Below are 15,124 nucleotides of genomic sequence, written 5' to 3' on the forward strand. Positions count from 1 at the left end.
AATTGAAGTTTCGTAAAAAACATTTTGTTGGCCTAACGCTTGTTAGTTTAATTCTCCTGCTTTATCCAAAGTGGCAGAATTTATATTCAAGTAAGTCAGTCTATTTAGACAGAAAGATTACGAAAATAGAGTTTGCTGGCAACATCAATACCTCTGCTTCCGACATCGCGGACATCATTGATATGAAACCTGGAATGGTTTTGTCGCAGGATCTTTTGGATGCTGACATGAGGGCCTTATTCCAATCAGGTTTTTTCTTCCATATAGATATTTTAGGTGAATTGGATGGAGAGGGTGTCAAGATCCTAGTTCAGGTTAAGGAAAGACCTCGGGTAAAGGACATTGAATTTATTGGTGCCGATGAAGTATTTCCATCTGACTTACGTGATAAGATTCCCTTAAAAGAAAATGAAGTTATCACTCCGAAAAAGGTTCAATTATCAAAAGAAGTAATCTTAAAAAAATACCGGGATGAAGGTTTCTTCTTAGCTTATGTGCGCTTTGAGTTAGAACCCCTCGACCAAAAAACAAATACTGTAAAAGTAAAGTTTATCATAGATGAAGGGGAGGAAATTCCTGTATCGAAGATCAATATCTTTGGCAATTCAGAAATTGATACCTTTGATTTACAGTCCGTTCTGGATTTAAAAGAGTCAGGCTTAATTGAATCAGGCGTTTTTAAAGAGGCGGCATTTGAGACCGACAAACAGAAGATTGTTGCTTACATGAAATCTCGAGGATATGTAGATGCGGAGATTAGCAATGATGGAACAAACTGGGAAATCAAATGGGAGAATCCAAAGAAAAAAGATAAACGTGTAGTGGTCGTAAATTTCAAAGTAGTGGAAGGTGAACAGTATTTCTACAACGGATATACTACCAAACATGATATGACTTTGGGGCCCAATAACATGCCTATTTATCTCAATAAAGAAGGTAATCCACCAGGGACACCTTTAGAAGAGTGGCGTCCTGTTTATGAGGTCAAATACTTACAGGACCAATATGAATTTTCCACAAACGACGTAGGTGATGTATTTGATGAATCCAAATTCCAAAAGGATAGAGGCTCCATCAATGAAGCGTATTCTGCAAAAGGATACTTATTTGCACAGGTAATTCCAAGAAGAAAGATCATCGAACTCACAGACGAATCATTGGCTAGGTATGAGAATTGTCAAAAACGCTCGAGCCCAGAAGCGGTAAAGGATTGTGAAGAAGAATATGTCGCTTTAAATATTGCAAAATTACGAAAAGTATATGATTCCAAACCCTCTCTTAGGGGGAAAAAGTTTATCCATGTTGATTTTACGATCCGTGAGAACAACCTAGCTTTCGTTGAAAACATCATCATAAAAGGGAACAAAAAAACACTCGATCGTGTTATCCGCAGAGAATTGCTCTTTAAGCCAGGAGATTTATTCAACTCAACGCTTGTGAATCGATCACGGGAAAGGATCTTTAACTTAGGCTATTTTAAAGAAGTCAACTTTAACATGAGGCCTGGTTCCGATGAGACAAAGATGAACCTCATCATCGAAGTTGTGGAGCAACCGACGGGCACGGTATCGATGGGTGGTGGGTATGGAACGATTACCGGGTTTTCCATTTTTACTCAGTTAGGTGAAAATAATTTAAACGGAAGTGGGCAGCAGATTACAGGTCGTATTGAGTTTGGACCTATCCGTAGATTTTTGCAAATTTCTTGGACGGAGCCTTGGTTACGAGATAAACCTTGGTCTTTGACTCTTTCCGCATTTTATTCCTCCAGAACTCTATTCGTGGGTGCAACTTCGATTACGGAAAACAACAACCAAGGTATTAAGGAAGCGGCATCTTACGAAAGGGCGGGTGTTGGTGTGAGTGCAGGGATCGGGCACCGTTTTCTTGTTAACTGGACACACTTCCATCGCTATAGCCCAAGTTTTTTTGCTTCCACTCGGCCATCATCACTTGTCTCGGACCAAGTTCTCGCGGAAGTAAACCGAGGTTGGCAATTTAGGTCCCAACTTACCAACGGTGTTGCCTACGACAACCGAGACAATGTGTTCAACACCACACAAGGCTTTAACTTAGTTCTTTCCATTGACAATGTTGGCCAGTATCTCGCAGGGGAGAGCCACTTTGACCAATACAGTCCTATTTTGGAATACTACCACACTTGGTTTGATTATACGCTCTTTGGATTGATTCGCAAGAACATACTCAGAAGGTGGAGAGTTGTACAACAATTCCGAACCTCTTCTGTGTTTACATATGAAAGAGCACCCAAGTACGGTAGGCAGGACAAGGAAAAGATCCCTTACATCCAAGTGCAAGATCGATTGTTTTTGGGTGGTTATGAGTCTTTACGCGGTTGGTTTTTCGATGATAAATACTACCCGGAAGAGTGGAGAAATGGAGCAGCATCCAGGGTTTTGTTTACTACGGAATTACGTTTTCCTATTGAACCAAGTTTATTGTGGTTTGTGGTCTTCATGGACGCAGGTGCGATGTATGAGGAAGTGAACCGTGCTATTGGTGAGAGAAAGGAAGCATTCCAAAATTATGATTCGGTTGTACGCGCACAACGGTTTGCAGATCCCGCTGCCACCTATTTATTTGAAACATTCAATTCAAGTGGGCAAAAGTTACCTATGTCACCGTACGAATTGAACGATCCTGGTCGTTTGGTTCTCTCTGGTAAGAATATTTCATTGCAAAACTTCAAATACTCTTGGGGATTCGGTCTGCGGATCCAAATTCCAGTCCTTCCGCTCAGAATATATTTTGCACAAAAAATCCTCTATACAGGTGATGCTGAAGCTCCTTTCTCCACCTATCCAGATACCAATGCTTTCCAATTTGTGTTTGGTATCGGCGACTTAAGATTTTAATGGCACAGTCACAGCTGAACGCAGAACAAGAAAAGGCGGTCATTTCGATCGCAGGGCCAGTTTTAATCCTGGCTGGTGCAGGTTCAGGTAAAACCAGAGTGATTACTCATCGCATCTCTCATCTCATCCAAAACATTGGGATAAGAGCCAGTAGAATCCTTGCTGTAACATTTACCAATAAAGCTGCAGAAGAAATGAGAGAAAGATGTCGCCACCTATTGGGCGCGAATGAAGAACCTTTCATCAAAACCTTCCATTCCCTTTGCCTCTACATTCTAAGACGAGAAGGAAAACATCTAGGTCTAGGCTCGCATTTCACAGTGTATGATTCCGAAATGCAAGAATCCCTTATTAAAGAAATCTTAAAACGTAGGGAATTGGACACAAAAGAATTTAAGCCGAGTCATTTTGCAAATCTCTTTTCCAAAGCAAAGGATTCTTTCCAGACAGCAGAGGACTATGCCAAGAAGAACGATAAGGATGAATACGAATCCATCGTTTCTCAAGTATTCTTGGAATATGAGAAGACGAAAGCAGATAGAAATGCTGTTGATTTTGGAGACCTGATATTGCAATGTGTGCTGCTTTTCCGCAAATTCCCACTGATACTGGAGAGGTACCAAGATCAATGGCAATATATCATGGTCGACGAGTACCAAGATACCAATAAAATCCAATACCACCTTATTCAACTGTTAGCTCAAAAACACAAAAACTTATGTGTAGTTGGTGATGATGACCAATCGATTTATTCTTGGCGTGGTGCAGACATCAGCAATATCTTAAATTTTCATAAAGATTATCCTGAGGCCTTAATCGTAAAACTAGAAGAAAATTATCGATCAACCCAAACCATTATCCAGACTGCCGCAAAAATCATTTCCAATAATAAACAGAGAACCAATAAGACTCTTTTCACAAACAATGAAATTGGCGATAAAATTCGGATAACAAGTTTTCAAAATGAAACGGAAGAGGCAGCGGGCATTCTAAACAAAATCTTATCCTTGAAAAAATCGCAAAATAAGTTTTCGGATTTTGCCATCTTCTATAGAACAAATAGCCAATCTAGAGCATTTGAAGAAATCTTTCGGAAAAAAGGGATCCCATACAAGATCTTTGGTGGGTTTCGATTTTTTGATCGAAAGGAAGTAAAGGACCTAATTGCTTATTTATCTGTGATTGTAAACCCAATTGATTCAACTTCCCTTTTGAGGATCATTAATACACCTCCCAGAGGCATTGGAGATACAACGATTAACCACCTCCAAAACCATTCTATTGAAAATGGAATATCACTTTTGGAGTGCCTAAAGATTTCAATTCCAGAAATCAAAAGAGGAACTGCCAAAAAACTTTTAGATTTATCTAAAATGTTTGAACATTTTATTTCTGAACATGAGAAAAAAATTCTGCCATCAGAATTAACCTATGAAGTCTTAGAAAGATCAGGATATAGAGAGTATCTTGAAAATGAAGGCACGGAAGAATCCTTTTCACGCCTAGAAAACTTAAATGAATTTGTAAATGCACTTAGAGATTTTGAAGAATCCAATGAAGAGGCGAGATTAGAGGAATATCTCGCAAATATCTCTCTGATCACTAGTGAAGAAGATACAAAAGAATTAGCAGATTATGTAATTTTAATGACCGTACATAATGCGAAAGGATTAGAATTTAAAAATGTGTTTTTGTCTGGTATGGAGGAGGGAACCTTTCCCCATTTCTTGGCCAGTGAAAGAGACGAAGACATCGAAGAAGAACGCAGATTGTGTTATGTTGCCGTCACAAGGGCTCGTGAAAGACTAGAAATATCTTTATCAAGATTTACCCGTAAATTTGGTGAGGTGGAAGCAAGGTTTCCATCTCGATTCCTTCAAGAAATGCCAAAAGAAAATGTAATAGGCGACCACATTGAACTCTTATATGGCCAGAGACTTCCTGAATCTATGCCAAAAGCAAAATATGCACCAGTTCAGATGTCGAAAGAAGAAAGTACAATTTCTGCCTCCGAACCACAAAAAATCAAAGTGGGTATTCAAGTAAAACATAAGGTGTATGGACTCGGAAAAGTAGTAGAAAAGAGTGGTACTGGGGATAATACGAAGGTGACAGTTCGGTTTGGAGCCCACGTAGAAAAAAAATTTTTATTGGCGTACACCCCTCTTGAGATAGTATCTTGATCATAAGAGGAAAAGTTTATGAAACCGATACTCATCTTATTGCTTTTAACCACACATTTTTTGTATGCTCAGTCTAGCGGTAGTTTGGCGGAGGAGTTTGCAAAACTTGATGCTCATGTTAAAAATCCAAAAAAGTCTGCGGATGAAAAGAAAAAGACTTTAGAGACAAATCTTCTCAATAGTCTACGATCTTCCCTAACGCATCGGTTGACGAATCCCAAAAAAGAACTCAAGGATTTAAAAATCCAAGACTTGGTTTCAGAAAGACAGCCTGGCACAAATAATTTTTTTGTTAAATACAAGAACTATTTAATCGCCTATCAATTTGCTTCTGACCCAGAAGAAAATCTTGTGAATCCCAGCGAGGAATATCTCTTGGAAAGGTCCCCTGGTGACGATCTCTCAGCAAACCATGATGATAAAAAGTAAACAAAAGGAAATTACCGTTTAAGGAATGGTGGAGACTGCTTTTATTGAAGTTTGGGATTGGGTTTTGCAGATTGGTGATCGAGTCCTTGCAATCTATAGGAGTGATTTTTCGGTCACTGATAAAGGAGGAAACGACCCTGTAACTGAAGCAGATCTTTGGACAAGTGAGTTTCTATATGAGAAGATTTCCAAAGAGTTTCCAGATCATGGTTTTTTATCAGAAGAGAAAAAAGACAATGAGGACCGTCTAGAAAAAGAGTGGGTTTGGATCCTTGATCCCATCGATGGAACCAGAGAGTTTGTCAAAAAAAATGACCAGTTTGCACTGAGTTTGGGCCTAGTGCGCTCAGGGATTCCCATTTGGGGGATCGTATTCAACCCAGCTACAGGAGAACTTTTCTCGAAAAATGGCCATACGTTCCAAACTAAATTAAAGGCACCTTACCACAATCAACAGAATTTAGAAGAGATTAGGCGATCAGCAAAGATACCTGCTGAAATCTCACAAATTGCTTTTACTTCCTCCGAGCTTCCTTTGCTCTATGTATCGGGTACAGAACTCAGAGAAGGGCTCTTTGACCATGCTGATTGGAGAAATCATTTTCAGATACAAGCCATGGGAAGCATTGCCTACAAATTAGGACTCTTAAGTTCTGGTCAAATTGATTTAATCGTCTCATTAAAGCCCAAAAGTGAGTGGGATATATGTGCAGGAGTAGCTCTCTTGTCTTCGCAAGATTTTGAAGTGAGAGAGTTGAAAACTCTTAAGGAGTATCATTTCAATGGAAAGTTTACAAAAACATATGGCTTGTTAGCTGGAAAAAAATCTGCTGTGGAGTATTTAAAATCAAAAATTGATTTGGAGAGCTTAACTAAGCAAGTGAGGGACTCATGGTAATCCCTCATCGGATTGGTTTAGACGCAAGACCATTGTCTACCCGTATGTCAGGCGTCGGTCGTCTCATTGGAGAGATACTTAAATCCTTTCCAAATCCAGAGGCTTATACCTTTTATCTCTATTCACATCTGCCGATTCATCCCGACCATAAAGATATTCTTTCATTACCAAATGTAGTCGTTCCAAAAGGAGGAGGGATCTTTCGTTGGAAAGGCGGTTTGTACTACAATCTATATCTCCCCATTCTCCTTCGCTTCCAGGCCATTGATTTATTTTGGGGCTCACAACAGATCCTTCCCCCATTTTTGCCACGGCGTATCAAGGCGTTTCTGACTTATTGTGATTTGGTACTCTACTTTTTCCCAAAAACCATGAGAGGACTTGCTCGTTTTCAGATGAAGCTTTTCCAAAGATATTCTGTTAGGCGTTCATCTTACATATTGTCTATTTCACAACAGACGAGTGGTGATGTATGCAAATTCTTTGGATATCCAAAGGAACTTTCTGGCGTTACCTATCCAGGTTTAAATAAGGATCAGATTCAAACTGCTTTATCACAATCATGCCAAAAGAGATACTCTGAGATAGGAGAAGGTTTCATCCTTTCGGTTTCCACAATTGAGCCTAGGAAGAATTATCCCTTTCTTTTAGAGGTATATAGAGCTTATCGAAAGCTAAATCCTAAACAACATAGAGAATGGATAATCATTGGAAAGATAGGATGGGAAGATAAAGAATTCATCCAAGAATTGAAGACAGAACAATCACTCTTCCGTGATATCCATATATTAGATTCAGTAGATGACATAGCCTTGCACCATTTATATCGGAATTGTGGTCTCTTTTTATTTGCCTCCAAATACGAAGGATTCGGCATTCCACTTTTGGAAGCTTTATATCATAACAAATATGCCATTGTCTCGGATATCCCAACATTTCGAGAAATAGGCGGTGATTCTATCACCTATCTTCCCATCCATCACGAATCTGCTATTGCATTATGGGTAGAGGCAATCAAATCCTTTTTTGAAACACCAAAAATACCAAATGCCGATATAGAAAAATTTAAATGGGAGAATGCTGCGAACAAAACGGAAGAAGTGATCGCAAAACTCCTTCTTGAGTGATGTCTAAAAAAATAAGGAAGATAAAGGGTTAGTCTTTTCGATCCTTCCAGAATATAAAATTTCTTTGTCAGAGAGCAATGAATTCACATGAAGGTGCATGCTTCGTGTGGTCATTGCTTGGATCTCAGCCTTCCACTCACGTTTGTCATCTACAAACACAAGTTTATCGGAAAAAATAGATTCCAGATGTTCCCAATGGATTTCATAGTTTTGTTTTCCTCTTCGGAAGACTGCTTTTCCGACTTTACCTTTTGAAAATTTCATTCGGGCAAAGGTTACTAGTCTATCCTCATATGGCTCCGTCTCTTTGATAAACATGGAGATACCTTCTCCTTTCCAGCTCCCCAATGAGTATGAATTCCATTCTTCTTTCTTGGAGAAATAGTTGTATTGAATCAGAGTGCCACCACCTTTTCCGTATGAGCTTTTTCTTTCGGACTTATCTGGCAATTCTTTTGGTTAGCCTTTGCCTCTTTTGCGGACATGCGGAAACGGAATCCAATCTCTACTTGTCTTCCATTCGTCTGAAGGATACATCTGGAAAGGAACAATCCTTGCAGAACTTTAAAGGGAAGGTACTGGTTGTAGACTTTTGGGCTACTTGGTGTGAACCTTGTCAAAAATCGATTCCAGTGATCAATGAGTGGAAACGAAAATCGGAAGGAAAACCCATCGTCTTTCTGGGGGTTAATTCGGACCAAGGGGAAGGATTGGAATCCATTTTGGAACACAAGAAGGATTGGAAAATGGATTACCCGAGCTTATTAGACCCGGAGTGGAAACTCACAGACTTTTATACGGTGGAAGGACTTCCTTGCCTACTTGTCTTTTCCCCAAAAGGTGTTTTGGTCTACAGGCAGTATGGGATCGCAGCATCGGATCTTCCTGGTTTGCTCATCCGTTCTCATGTTTGGGCACAAGACTGATTGTGCATTGCAAAATTAAACAATCGTTACTCTTGCCATTGCAAAGAGACCACTTCGAGAAAATGTCTTGACGCTACGTGTTTCTGCTAGTCTTCTAAACTTACTTTTTTACCTTTGTGATTCAAAAAGGAGTCCATAATGCCATCGAATCTGCCCGAACTATTTCGCGAGAGCGCAGAAAAATTTGGGAGTCGCCCAGCCTTTGTCAGCAAAGACGAATCCAAAACATACAAACCCGTTACCTTCAAAGAAGTATATGACATAGGGATTGAACTTGCCGAGGCACTGATTGACTTGGGTGTGCAAGCAAGGGAGAATGTGGCTCTCCTCGCCGACAACCGATTGGAATGGATTATTTCTGATTATGCAATTTTGATGACCGGCGCTGTGGATGTTCCTAGAGGAACTGATATCACAGACTCCGAGATCGTTTATATCCTCAACCACTGCGAAGCAAAGGTCGTCTTTGTAGAGCATGACAAGATGTTGGAAAAGTTCCAAAAGAATCGTTCCCAACTCGAACATGCAAAGACCATCATTATGATGGATAAGAAGTCCCAAGCAACAGGTGTATTGAAACTACAAGATCTCATTTCGAAAGGAAAAGAGCTCCGTTCAAAAGGAAGTCGTAAGGCTGAAGAGAGGATACAAGGGATCAAACCTGACGATCTATTCACAATGATCTATACATCAGGTACAACAGGGATGCCGAAGGGTGTTATGCTTATGCATTCGAACATGCTTCACCAAACACGTTCCATTCTCTCTAAGATGATAGACATTCGGTCCGAAGAGCGAATGCTTTCTATCCTACCGATTTGGCATGTGTTTGAAAGGGTTTTTGAATACCTCGCGATCGCAGCTGGTTGTGCAACCTATTACACAAATGTCAGAGATCTACGTGACGACATGAAAAAGGCGAAGCCAACATTTATGGCATCTGCTCCTAGATTGTGGGAGAGTATTTATAATGGAATTTATACTCGGATTAGCGATCCTAAGCAAACACCTGCTATCCGTAGGGTATTGTTCAAGACTGCTTATTTCTTTTCTAAACACTATAACAATGCCACTCGTTTTCTAACAGGTAGGCAAGTGGATTACGTCGGAAGAAATCCAATTGTTTCCCTATTTAAGGGGATTTTTTATCTTGTGTCATTGGTTCCTTTAGCACCTCTCAATTTCATCTTCGATCTCATTGTCCTCTCAAAAATCCGAGAAGCAACCGGTGGGGCCTTGAAAGCATCTGTTTCTGGCGGTGGTGCTTTGCAGAAACATGTGGATGCCTTTTTCAATGATATTGGTATCAATGTTTTAGAAGGATATGGAATGACTGAGACCTCTCCGGTGATCAGTGTTCGAACATTTAAACATTTGGTGCAAGGTTCGGTGGGAGTCATCACACCAGAATCGGAAGTTCAGATTCGTGACGATCTTGGTAAGGTTTTGACTCACTTAGATTCTGACCAAAAATTAATTTCAGGAAAGTTGGGCCAAAGAGGAGTGATCCATCTCCGTGGGCCTCAAGTCATGAAGGGATACTATAAGAATCCAGAGACTACTGCGAAGGTATTGAAAGATGGTTGGATGGATACTGGTGATATTGGGATGTTCAATTTCAATAGAACTCTTACCATCACAGGTAGAGCAAAAGACACTATCGTTCTCTTGGGTGGCGAAAACGTTGAGCCAGTTCCAATTGAAGATAAGTTAAGTGAGTCACCTTACATTTCTCAGGTAATGGTCATAGGACAAGACCAGAAAAACCTGGGCGCGATCATTGTTCCCGACTTTGAGCAGTTAGCAACATGGGCTAAGGAGAATGGCATAGCAAACACTGCTCCCGATAAATTGGTGGACGACCCTAAGGTTCTGGATTTCTTCAAAAAAGAGATCAAAGCCCTCAACAACACCAAAACTGGCTTCAAATCCTTTGAGCAGGTAACTCCTTTCTTTCTCATCACCAAGCCATTTGAGGTTGGAGATGAGCTTACGAACCTTTTCAAAATGAAGCGCCACCTCATCACGGAAAAATACAAAACAAAGATCACTGCCATCTACTCTAGCGACATCTAATCGCGTTTAGTTTCCAGGTGGTGGAGAATCCGTGGTTTTTGCCCGAGCAAAAGCTACGGATTTTTTTTTCTTTGGAATCGGTTCATCCACCGATATTCATTCTGTGATATCGCAAGACGAATCCCTCCAAGAGAGTAAGCCAGCAATCTTTCAACCATACCAACACCATGATTTTTATGGCCTGGATTCTTTGTTTTTATCTCCTCTGCAAGTGGAAGAACGATGGAACCTTCAGAATGTTCCGCAAATACAATGTGCCGCTTTGGGATTTTTAACTCTTCGGAGTTTTTTGGCCGTTCAAATGGCGAAACAACCAGTTACCGTGTATGGATTGAGCCCAGCTTGGAAAGCCTATTTAGGAAAAACGCAATACTTTCGAAAGAATCCTAATCTAGTAGCCGAACAATTCGTACCGGAAATGGTAGATGTAGATTCCAAAGGACTGGAAAGCCCCGTAAGCGAAGGACTGTGGGAACAAAGTATGTATTGGGCTATGCCCAACCCAAAAGGCCAATCAATTTTTTTTGTAGCAACTGGTCGCCTGGGAGAATCAGAAAACCAGTCGATATCAGAAACTCTCGGAAAGATTTTAAAAAGTAACCAAGAAAAGTTTCATTTGGAGAAGGCCTATATTCGAAAAGAATCTAATTCTTATTTATTTATACACACCAAAGAACAAGTTAACCCTCGAGTATTTTATAAAGAAGCAGAGAGTACATTCCCCGAATTTATTTTGTTGTGTGCCGATTTAGTTTTATAATTTATTCGCTTAAGTTTAAATTAATTAAGACTTCTAAGAACAAGAGTGATTTTTCCCAGCTTTTGGTTGTAGACAAAATTTTTTGTTTAGATTCATAATCGAAGGGTATGATAGAAGCCAAAAAATCCACTGGATAAAAATGATTTTTGATTTGGTTCATTTTTAAGATCAGACTTTCATCAGCTCCCTCTCTCAAAAGAATCCGTTTACTTAAAAAAATGAGTTCATCTAACGTTTGCTGATAATTTTCATCTTCTTTCAAATTTCGTTCCGGGATCATTTTTTCTACATTTGCGATGATAAAGGGTTCTTCGGAAATGATTTCTTGGAGAGAGGCAATGCCTAATCCTTCCAGGATGATGTTTGATCTACCATCGGGAAGTGCTTCATGCTGTATGATATGGCCAAATCCAAATGTTGTTTCCATTTCGATATTCCATTGGTCACTCTGTCGGTAAGGCGAAACGGCGAGTTCTCTGCCATTTTCTAAACAATAACTCAACATGCTCCTATACCTTGGTTCAAAGATATGCAGTGGCAAAAAAGTGCCTGGAAAGAGAAATACTTCAGACAGAGGAAAGATAGGAAGCGAGAAGGTTGACACCATAAAACTAAACAGATTCACTGTAAAGCTGTAAATCGAAAAAGGCAAATGCATTTGAAAATTCAGGAATCGAAGTTAAACCAGTGCTTTGAAACACTTGCCAAAACCAAAATTTTAGTCATTGGCGATCTTATCTTAGATGAGTATCTATTTGGAAGTGTAGACCGCATTTCACCAGAAGCTCCCGTACCTGTAGTCTGGGTGCGTAGAGAAGACCATAAATTGGGTGGTTCAGGCAATGTCGTCTGTAACCTTTCCTCTCTTGGAGTCAGCTCTCTTATCTTCGGCAGAATCGGACAAGATTCTTGGGCGACAAAAATGAGAGATATCTTTGATACAACAATCACCGCGCCGAAAGAATTAGAACTTACAGTGTCTCCAAATTTGCCAACGATTGTAAAAACAAGAATTTTAGCTGCCCAGCAGCAGATTTGCCGCGTTGATCGAGAAGAGATTAGACCACTCACAATCGAAGAAGAAGATTCCATCATCACAAGATTAAGAGAAAAAATTTCTGAATGTTCTGCTGTTATCATCTCCGACTATGACAAAGGTTATTTGACGAAACGTTTGATCCAGGAGACAATCCGACTTGCGAAAGAAAAAAATATATTTGTCACGGTGGATCCCCAGGTTGGTCATTTTTTTGAGTATCAAGACGTTCATCTCATGACACCTAACCACCATGAAGCGGGAAAGGCGCTAGGAAGAAAATTATCAAATGAGTTAGAAGTAGAAGATGCTTTGAAAGAGATTGCCAATCGTTTGGGTTCAGATGCGATGATGATCACGCGTGGTGAGAAAGGCATGAGTATTTTTGACAGAAAGAAAAATTCCTTTTTTCACATACCAACGGTGGCCCGTGAAGTATTTGATGTTACTGGTGCAGGAGACACTGTGATCAGTATTTATACAGCATTTTTGGCAGCTGGCATGAGTGTCGAGGAATCAAGCCTCATCGCAAATGCCTCGGCAGGTATAGTCGTAGGTAAAGTTGGTGCAGCAACAGTCAGCAAAGAAGAGATTCGGAGAAGTTTGTTTGAACTGAATGTATTGGAGTCACTATGACATTCTACGAGGCGTTGCAGAAAAAGTGGATTGAGAGGGAAAAGATTCCAGCTATTCGGTCGAGCTTGGTTGGCAAAAAGATTGTATTTACGAATGGATGTTTTGACATCCTTCACCCAGGCCATGTAGAGTATTTAGCACGTGCCAGAGATTTAGGTGATTTACTTTGGTTGGGACTCAATTCAGACCAATCCGTCCGTGCCCTCAAAGGAGAGAGCCGTCCGATCAATACCCTAGTAGACAGAGCCAAGGTTTTGGCTGGACTTTCCTCTATCGATTTGATTTCGAGTTTCTCAGAACAAACTCCCTTAAGGCTCATTGAGGAGATCCGTCCCCAAATCCATTGTAAAGGCGGGGATTATAAAAAAGAAGAATTACCAGAATACCCGCTTTTGCTTTCTCTGGGCGCAGACATCATCATCCTACCGTTTTTGGAAGGAAAATCCACCACGAAGATCCTGGAAAAAGCGCGGATAGCTCCCTAATCTGTATTGATTTTGGGCTCGTTTCCCCTAATTTGTAAAAAACAAAGATTTATCTAGGGGTTCTCCTTTGTCCAAGACCAAATATATCTTCATCACAGGCGGTGTATCCTCCTCATTAGGGAAGGGAGTCACTGTTGCTGCCCTAGGCTGCTTACTCGAAGCGAGGGGTTATTCCGTTTCTCTGCAAAAAATGGATCCCTATATAAATATTGACCCGGGCACTATGAGTCCTTACCAACACGGTGAAGTCTATGTAACGGAGGATGGAGCTGAAACAGATTTAGACCTCGGTTATTATGAGCGATTTACCAAAAGCCATCTCTCTAGAAAGAATTCTGTTTCTACGGGCCAAATCTATCATGCCGTAATCGAAAGAGAACGTAAAGGAGATTATTTGGGACGAACCGTACAAGTTGTCCCGCATATCACAAATGAAATACGCAATCGGATTTATACCTTAGCAAGAGAGCACGAAACCGATTTTGTCATTGTTGAGATCGGAGGGACAGTTGGAGATATAGAATCTGTTCCTTTTTTAGAAGCCATTCGGCAGATGCGCTATGAGCATGGTTCCTCACAAGTATTGTTTGTTCATTTAACGCTTGTTCCTACGATCACGGCTGCAGGTGAAGCAAAAACAAAGCCTACACAACACTCTGTGAAAGAATTGCTTGCACTTGGTATCCAACCAGATATTCTGATTTGCCGTATCAACAAGCCGATGACGAAAGAGATGAAGACAAAAATATCTCTTTTCTGTAACGTAAAAGACCAAAATGTAATTTCTGCCGTCGATATCAATACAAGTATCTATGAAATTCCAATCATGTACAAAGAGGAAAAATTGGACGAAGTCGTTCTCAATGCATTGGGAATGGATACGAGAAAACTCAGTTTTTCACATTGGGAAAATTTAGTTAAAAAAATATTGAATGCCAAAAAGCAAGTGAAAATCGCTGTCATTGGAAAGTATATTTCTCTCCAAGATGCTTATCGCTCCGTCTATGAGTCACTTGCTCACGGAGGAATCGCCAATGACACAGAAGTAGTCGTTCACAAAATCGATCCGGAAGATATTGATTCAAAAAATGTAAAAGACCACCTGAAAGGAATGCACGGTATCCTCGTTCCTGGCGGATTTGGCGAAAGAGGGATTGAAGGAAAGATACAGGCTATTCAATATGCAAGAACTAAGAAGATTCCATTTTTCGGAATTTGTTTGGGAATGCAATGTGCTGTCATTGAGTTCGGACGAAATGTACTAGGATATAAGGACGCAAATTCCACTGAGTTTAATCCTAAATCAAATCATCCTGTAATATCAATGATTGAAGAACAAATGGAAATAGAACGTATGGGTGGTACCATGCGACTTGGAGCTTACCCTTGTATTCTCAAAAAAGGGAGTACGGCTTATTCCGAATATAAATCAGAAAAGATATCCGAGAGGCATAGACACCGGTTCGAATTCACCCTCCGGTATAAAGATGAATACGAGAAGAAAGGTATGAATTTAACTGGATTTTCACCTGATGAAAGTTTGGTGGAAATTGTCGAGATACCATCTCATCCTTGGTTTGTTGGAGTTCAATTCCATCCTGAGTTCAATTCCAAACCTACAGAACCCCATCCGTTATTTGCAGGGTTTATCCGCCAAGCGAGCAAATTGGCTAAAAAGTCGGAGGACTAAGA

The 15,124-nt window shown here is 40.3% G+C and carries 13 protein-coding genes; 11 read left to right on the plus strand and 2 right to left on the minus strand.

The window, feature by feature from the left end; genetic code table 11:
* The first annotated feature begins 2 nt into the window (after positions 1–2).
* The 5 genes from DI060_RS02755 to DI060_RS02775 are packed head-to-tail and all read left to right on the plus strand — an operon-like array spanning position 3 to position 7,513.
* The gene (locus DI060_RS02755) at positions 3–2,876 is read left to right on the plus strand and encodes a BamA/OMP85 family outer membrane protein (RefSeq protein ID WP_108973451.1); all 2,874 of its coding nucleotides are present in this window, start codon (positions 3–5) and stop codon (positions 2,874–2,876) included.
* Positions 2,876–5,059 (plus strand): ATP-dependent helicase, encoded by a 2,184-nt coding sequence (locus DI060_RS02760; RefSeq protein ID WP_108973453.1) that lies wholly within the window; start codon positions 2,876–2,878, stop codon positions 5,057–5,059. The genes DI060_RS02755 and DI060_RS02760 overlap by 1 nt, the downstream gene beginning before the upstream one ends.
* 18 nt (positions 5,060–5,077) lie before the next feature.
* Entirely contained in the window at positions 5,078–5,488 is a 411-nt protein-coding gene (locus DI060_RS02765) for an LIC11625 family surface-exposed protein (protein WP_108973455.1), read from the plus strand.
* Positions 5,489–5,513: 25 nt separating this feature from the next.
* A complete protein-coding gene (locus DI060_RS02770) occupies positions 5,514–6,386 on the plus strand; it encodes a 3'(2'),5'-bisphosphate nucleotidase CysQ (RefSeq protein ID WP_108973457.1) in 873 nt (290 codons plus the stop codon).
* Entirely contained in the window at positions 6,380–7,513 is a 1,134-nt protein-coding gene (locus tag DI060_RS02775; protein WP_108973460.1) for a glycosyltransferase family 4 protein, read from the plus strand. Before DI060_RS02770 ends, DI060_RS02775 begins: the two co-directional genes overlap by 7 nt.
* A 3-nt stretch (positions 7,514–7,516) precedes the next feature.
* Here DI060_RS02775 and DI060_RS02780 read toward each other — a convergent pair whose 3' ends face one another.
* A complete protein-coding gene (locus DI060_RS02780) occupies positions 7,517–7,831 on the minus strand; it encodes a hypothetical protein (RefSeq protein ID WP_135354975.1) in 315 nt (104 codons plus the stop codon).
* Between the two features lie 35 nt (positions 7,832–7,866).
* Here DI060_RS02780 and DI060_RS02785 point away from each other — a divergent pair, with 35 nt between their 5' ends.
* The 3 genes from DI060_RS02785 (at position 7,867) to DI060_RS02795 (ending at position 11,275) form a co-directional block, all read left to right on the plus strand.
* The gene (locus DI060_RS02785; protein WP_167836894.1) at positions 7,867–8,439 is read left to right on the plus strand and encodes a TlpA family protein disulfide reductase; all 573 of its coding nucleotides are present in this window, start codon (positions 7,867–7,869) and stop codon (positions 8,437–8,439) included.
* A gap of 138 nt (positions 8,440–8,577) precedes the next feature.
* Positions 8,578–10,515, plus strand: a complete 1,938-nt coding sequence (locus tag DI060_RS02790; protein ID WP_108973466.1) for an AMP-dependent synthetase/ligase — start codon at positions 8,578–8,580, stop codon at positions 10,513–10,515.
* A 31-nt stretch (positions 10,516–10,546) separates the two neighbouring features.
* Positions 10,547–11,275, plus strand: coding sequence for an LIC11631 family protein (locus tag DI060_RS02795; RefSeq protein WP_108973468.1), 729 nt, complete (start codon positions 10,547–10,549; stop codon positions 11,273–11,275).
* 1 nt (position 11,276) lies between these two features.
* On the opposite strand, the gene DI060_RS02800 is transcribed toward DI060_RS02795, so the two are convergent.
* Positions 11,277–11,933: an LON peptidase substrate-binding domain-containing protein gene (locus DI060_RS02800; RefSeq protein ID WP_369689608.1), complete on the minus strand. Its 657-nt coding sequence runs from the start codon at positions 11,931–11,933 to the stop codon at positions 11,277–11,279.
* On the opposite strand from DI060_RS02800, the gene rfaE1 reads away from it, so the two are divergent.
* The 3 genes from rfaE1 (at position 11,928) to DI060_RS02815 (ending at position 15,122) form a co-directional block, all read left to right on the plus strand.
* Positions 11,928–12,947, plus strand: coding sequence for a D-glycero-beta-D-manno-heptose-7-phosphate kinase (gene rfaE1, locus DI060_RS02805; RefSeq protein WP_167836895.1), 1,020 nt, complete (start codon positions 11,928–11,930; stop codon positions 12,945–12,947). The genes DI060_RS02800 and rfaE1 overlap by 6 nt on opposite strands.
* Entirely contained in the window at positions 12,944–13,432 is a 489-nt protein-coding gene (gene rfaE2, locus DI060_RS02810; RefSeq protein ID WP_108973471.1) for a D-glycero-beta-D-manno-heptose 1-phosphate adenylyltransferase, read from the plus strand. The genes rfaE1 and rfaE2 overlap by 4 nt, the downstream gene beginning before the upstream one ends.
* 67 nt (positions 13,433–13,499) lie before the next feature.
* Positions 13,500–15,122, plus strand: coding sequence for a CTP synthase (locus tag DI060_RS02815; protein ID WP_108973473.1), 1,623 nt, complete (start codon positions 13,500–13,502; stop codon positions 15,120–15,122).
* Positions 15,123–15,124: the final 2 nt, after the last annotated feature.

Origin of the sequence: Leptospira ryugenii (assembly GCF_003114855.1) — a bacterium.
Taxonomy (GTDB): Bacteria; Spirochaetota; Leptospiria; order Leptospirales; family Leptospiraceae; genus Leptospira_A; species Leptospira_A ryugenii.

Excerpts from the sequence above, each read along its gene's own strand:
- DI060_RS02785 (WP_167836894.1), top strand. The coding sequence starts at position 7,867 with ATGAATTCCATTCTTCTTTCTTGGAGAAATAGTTGTATTGAATCAGAG.
- rfaE1 (WP_167836895.1), top strand. The coding sequence starts at position 11,928 with ATGCATTTGAAAATTCAGGAATCGAAGTTAAACCAGTGCTTTGAAACA.
- DI060_RS02800 (WP_369689608.1), bottom strand. The coding sequence starts at position 11,933 with ATGCATTTGCCTTTTTCGATTTACAGCTTTACAGTGAATCTGTTTAGT.
- DI060_RS02760 (WP_108973453.1), top strand. The coding sequence starts at position 2,876 with ATGGCACAGTCACAGCTGAACGCAGAACAAGAAAAGGCGGTCATTTCG.
- rfaE2 (WP_108973471.1), top strand. The coding sequence starts at position 12,944 with ATGACATTCTACGAGGCGTTGCAGAAAAAGTGGATTGAGAGGGAAAAG.
- DI060_RS02765 (WP_108973455.1), top strand. The coding sequence starts at position 5,078 with ATGAAACCGATACTCATCTTATTGCTTTTAACCACACATTTTTTGTAT.
- DI060_RS02790 (WP_108973466.1), top strand. The coding sequence starts at position 8,578 with ATGCCATCGAATCTGCCCGAACTATTTCGCGAGAGCGCAGAAAAATTT.
- DI060_RS02780 (WP_135354975.1), bottom strand. The coding sequence starts at position 7,831 with ATGTTTATCAAAGAGACGGAGCCATATGAGGATAGACTAGTAACCTTT.
- DI060_RS02775 (WP_108973460.1), top strand. The coding sequence starts at position 6,380 with ATGGTAATCCCTCATCGGATTGGTTTAGACGCAAGACCATTGTCTACC.
- DI060_RS02770 (WP_108973457.1), top strand. The coding sequence starts at position 5,514 with ATGGTGGAGACTGCTTTTATTGAAGTTTGGGATTGGGTTTTGCAGATT.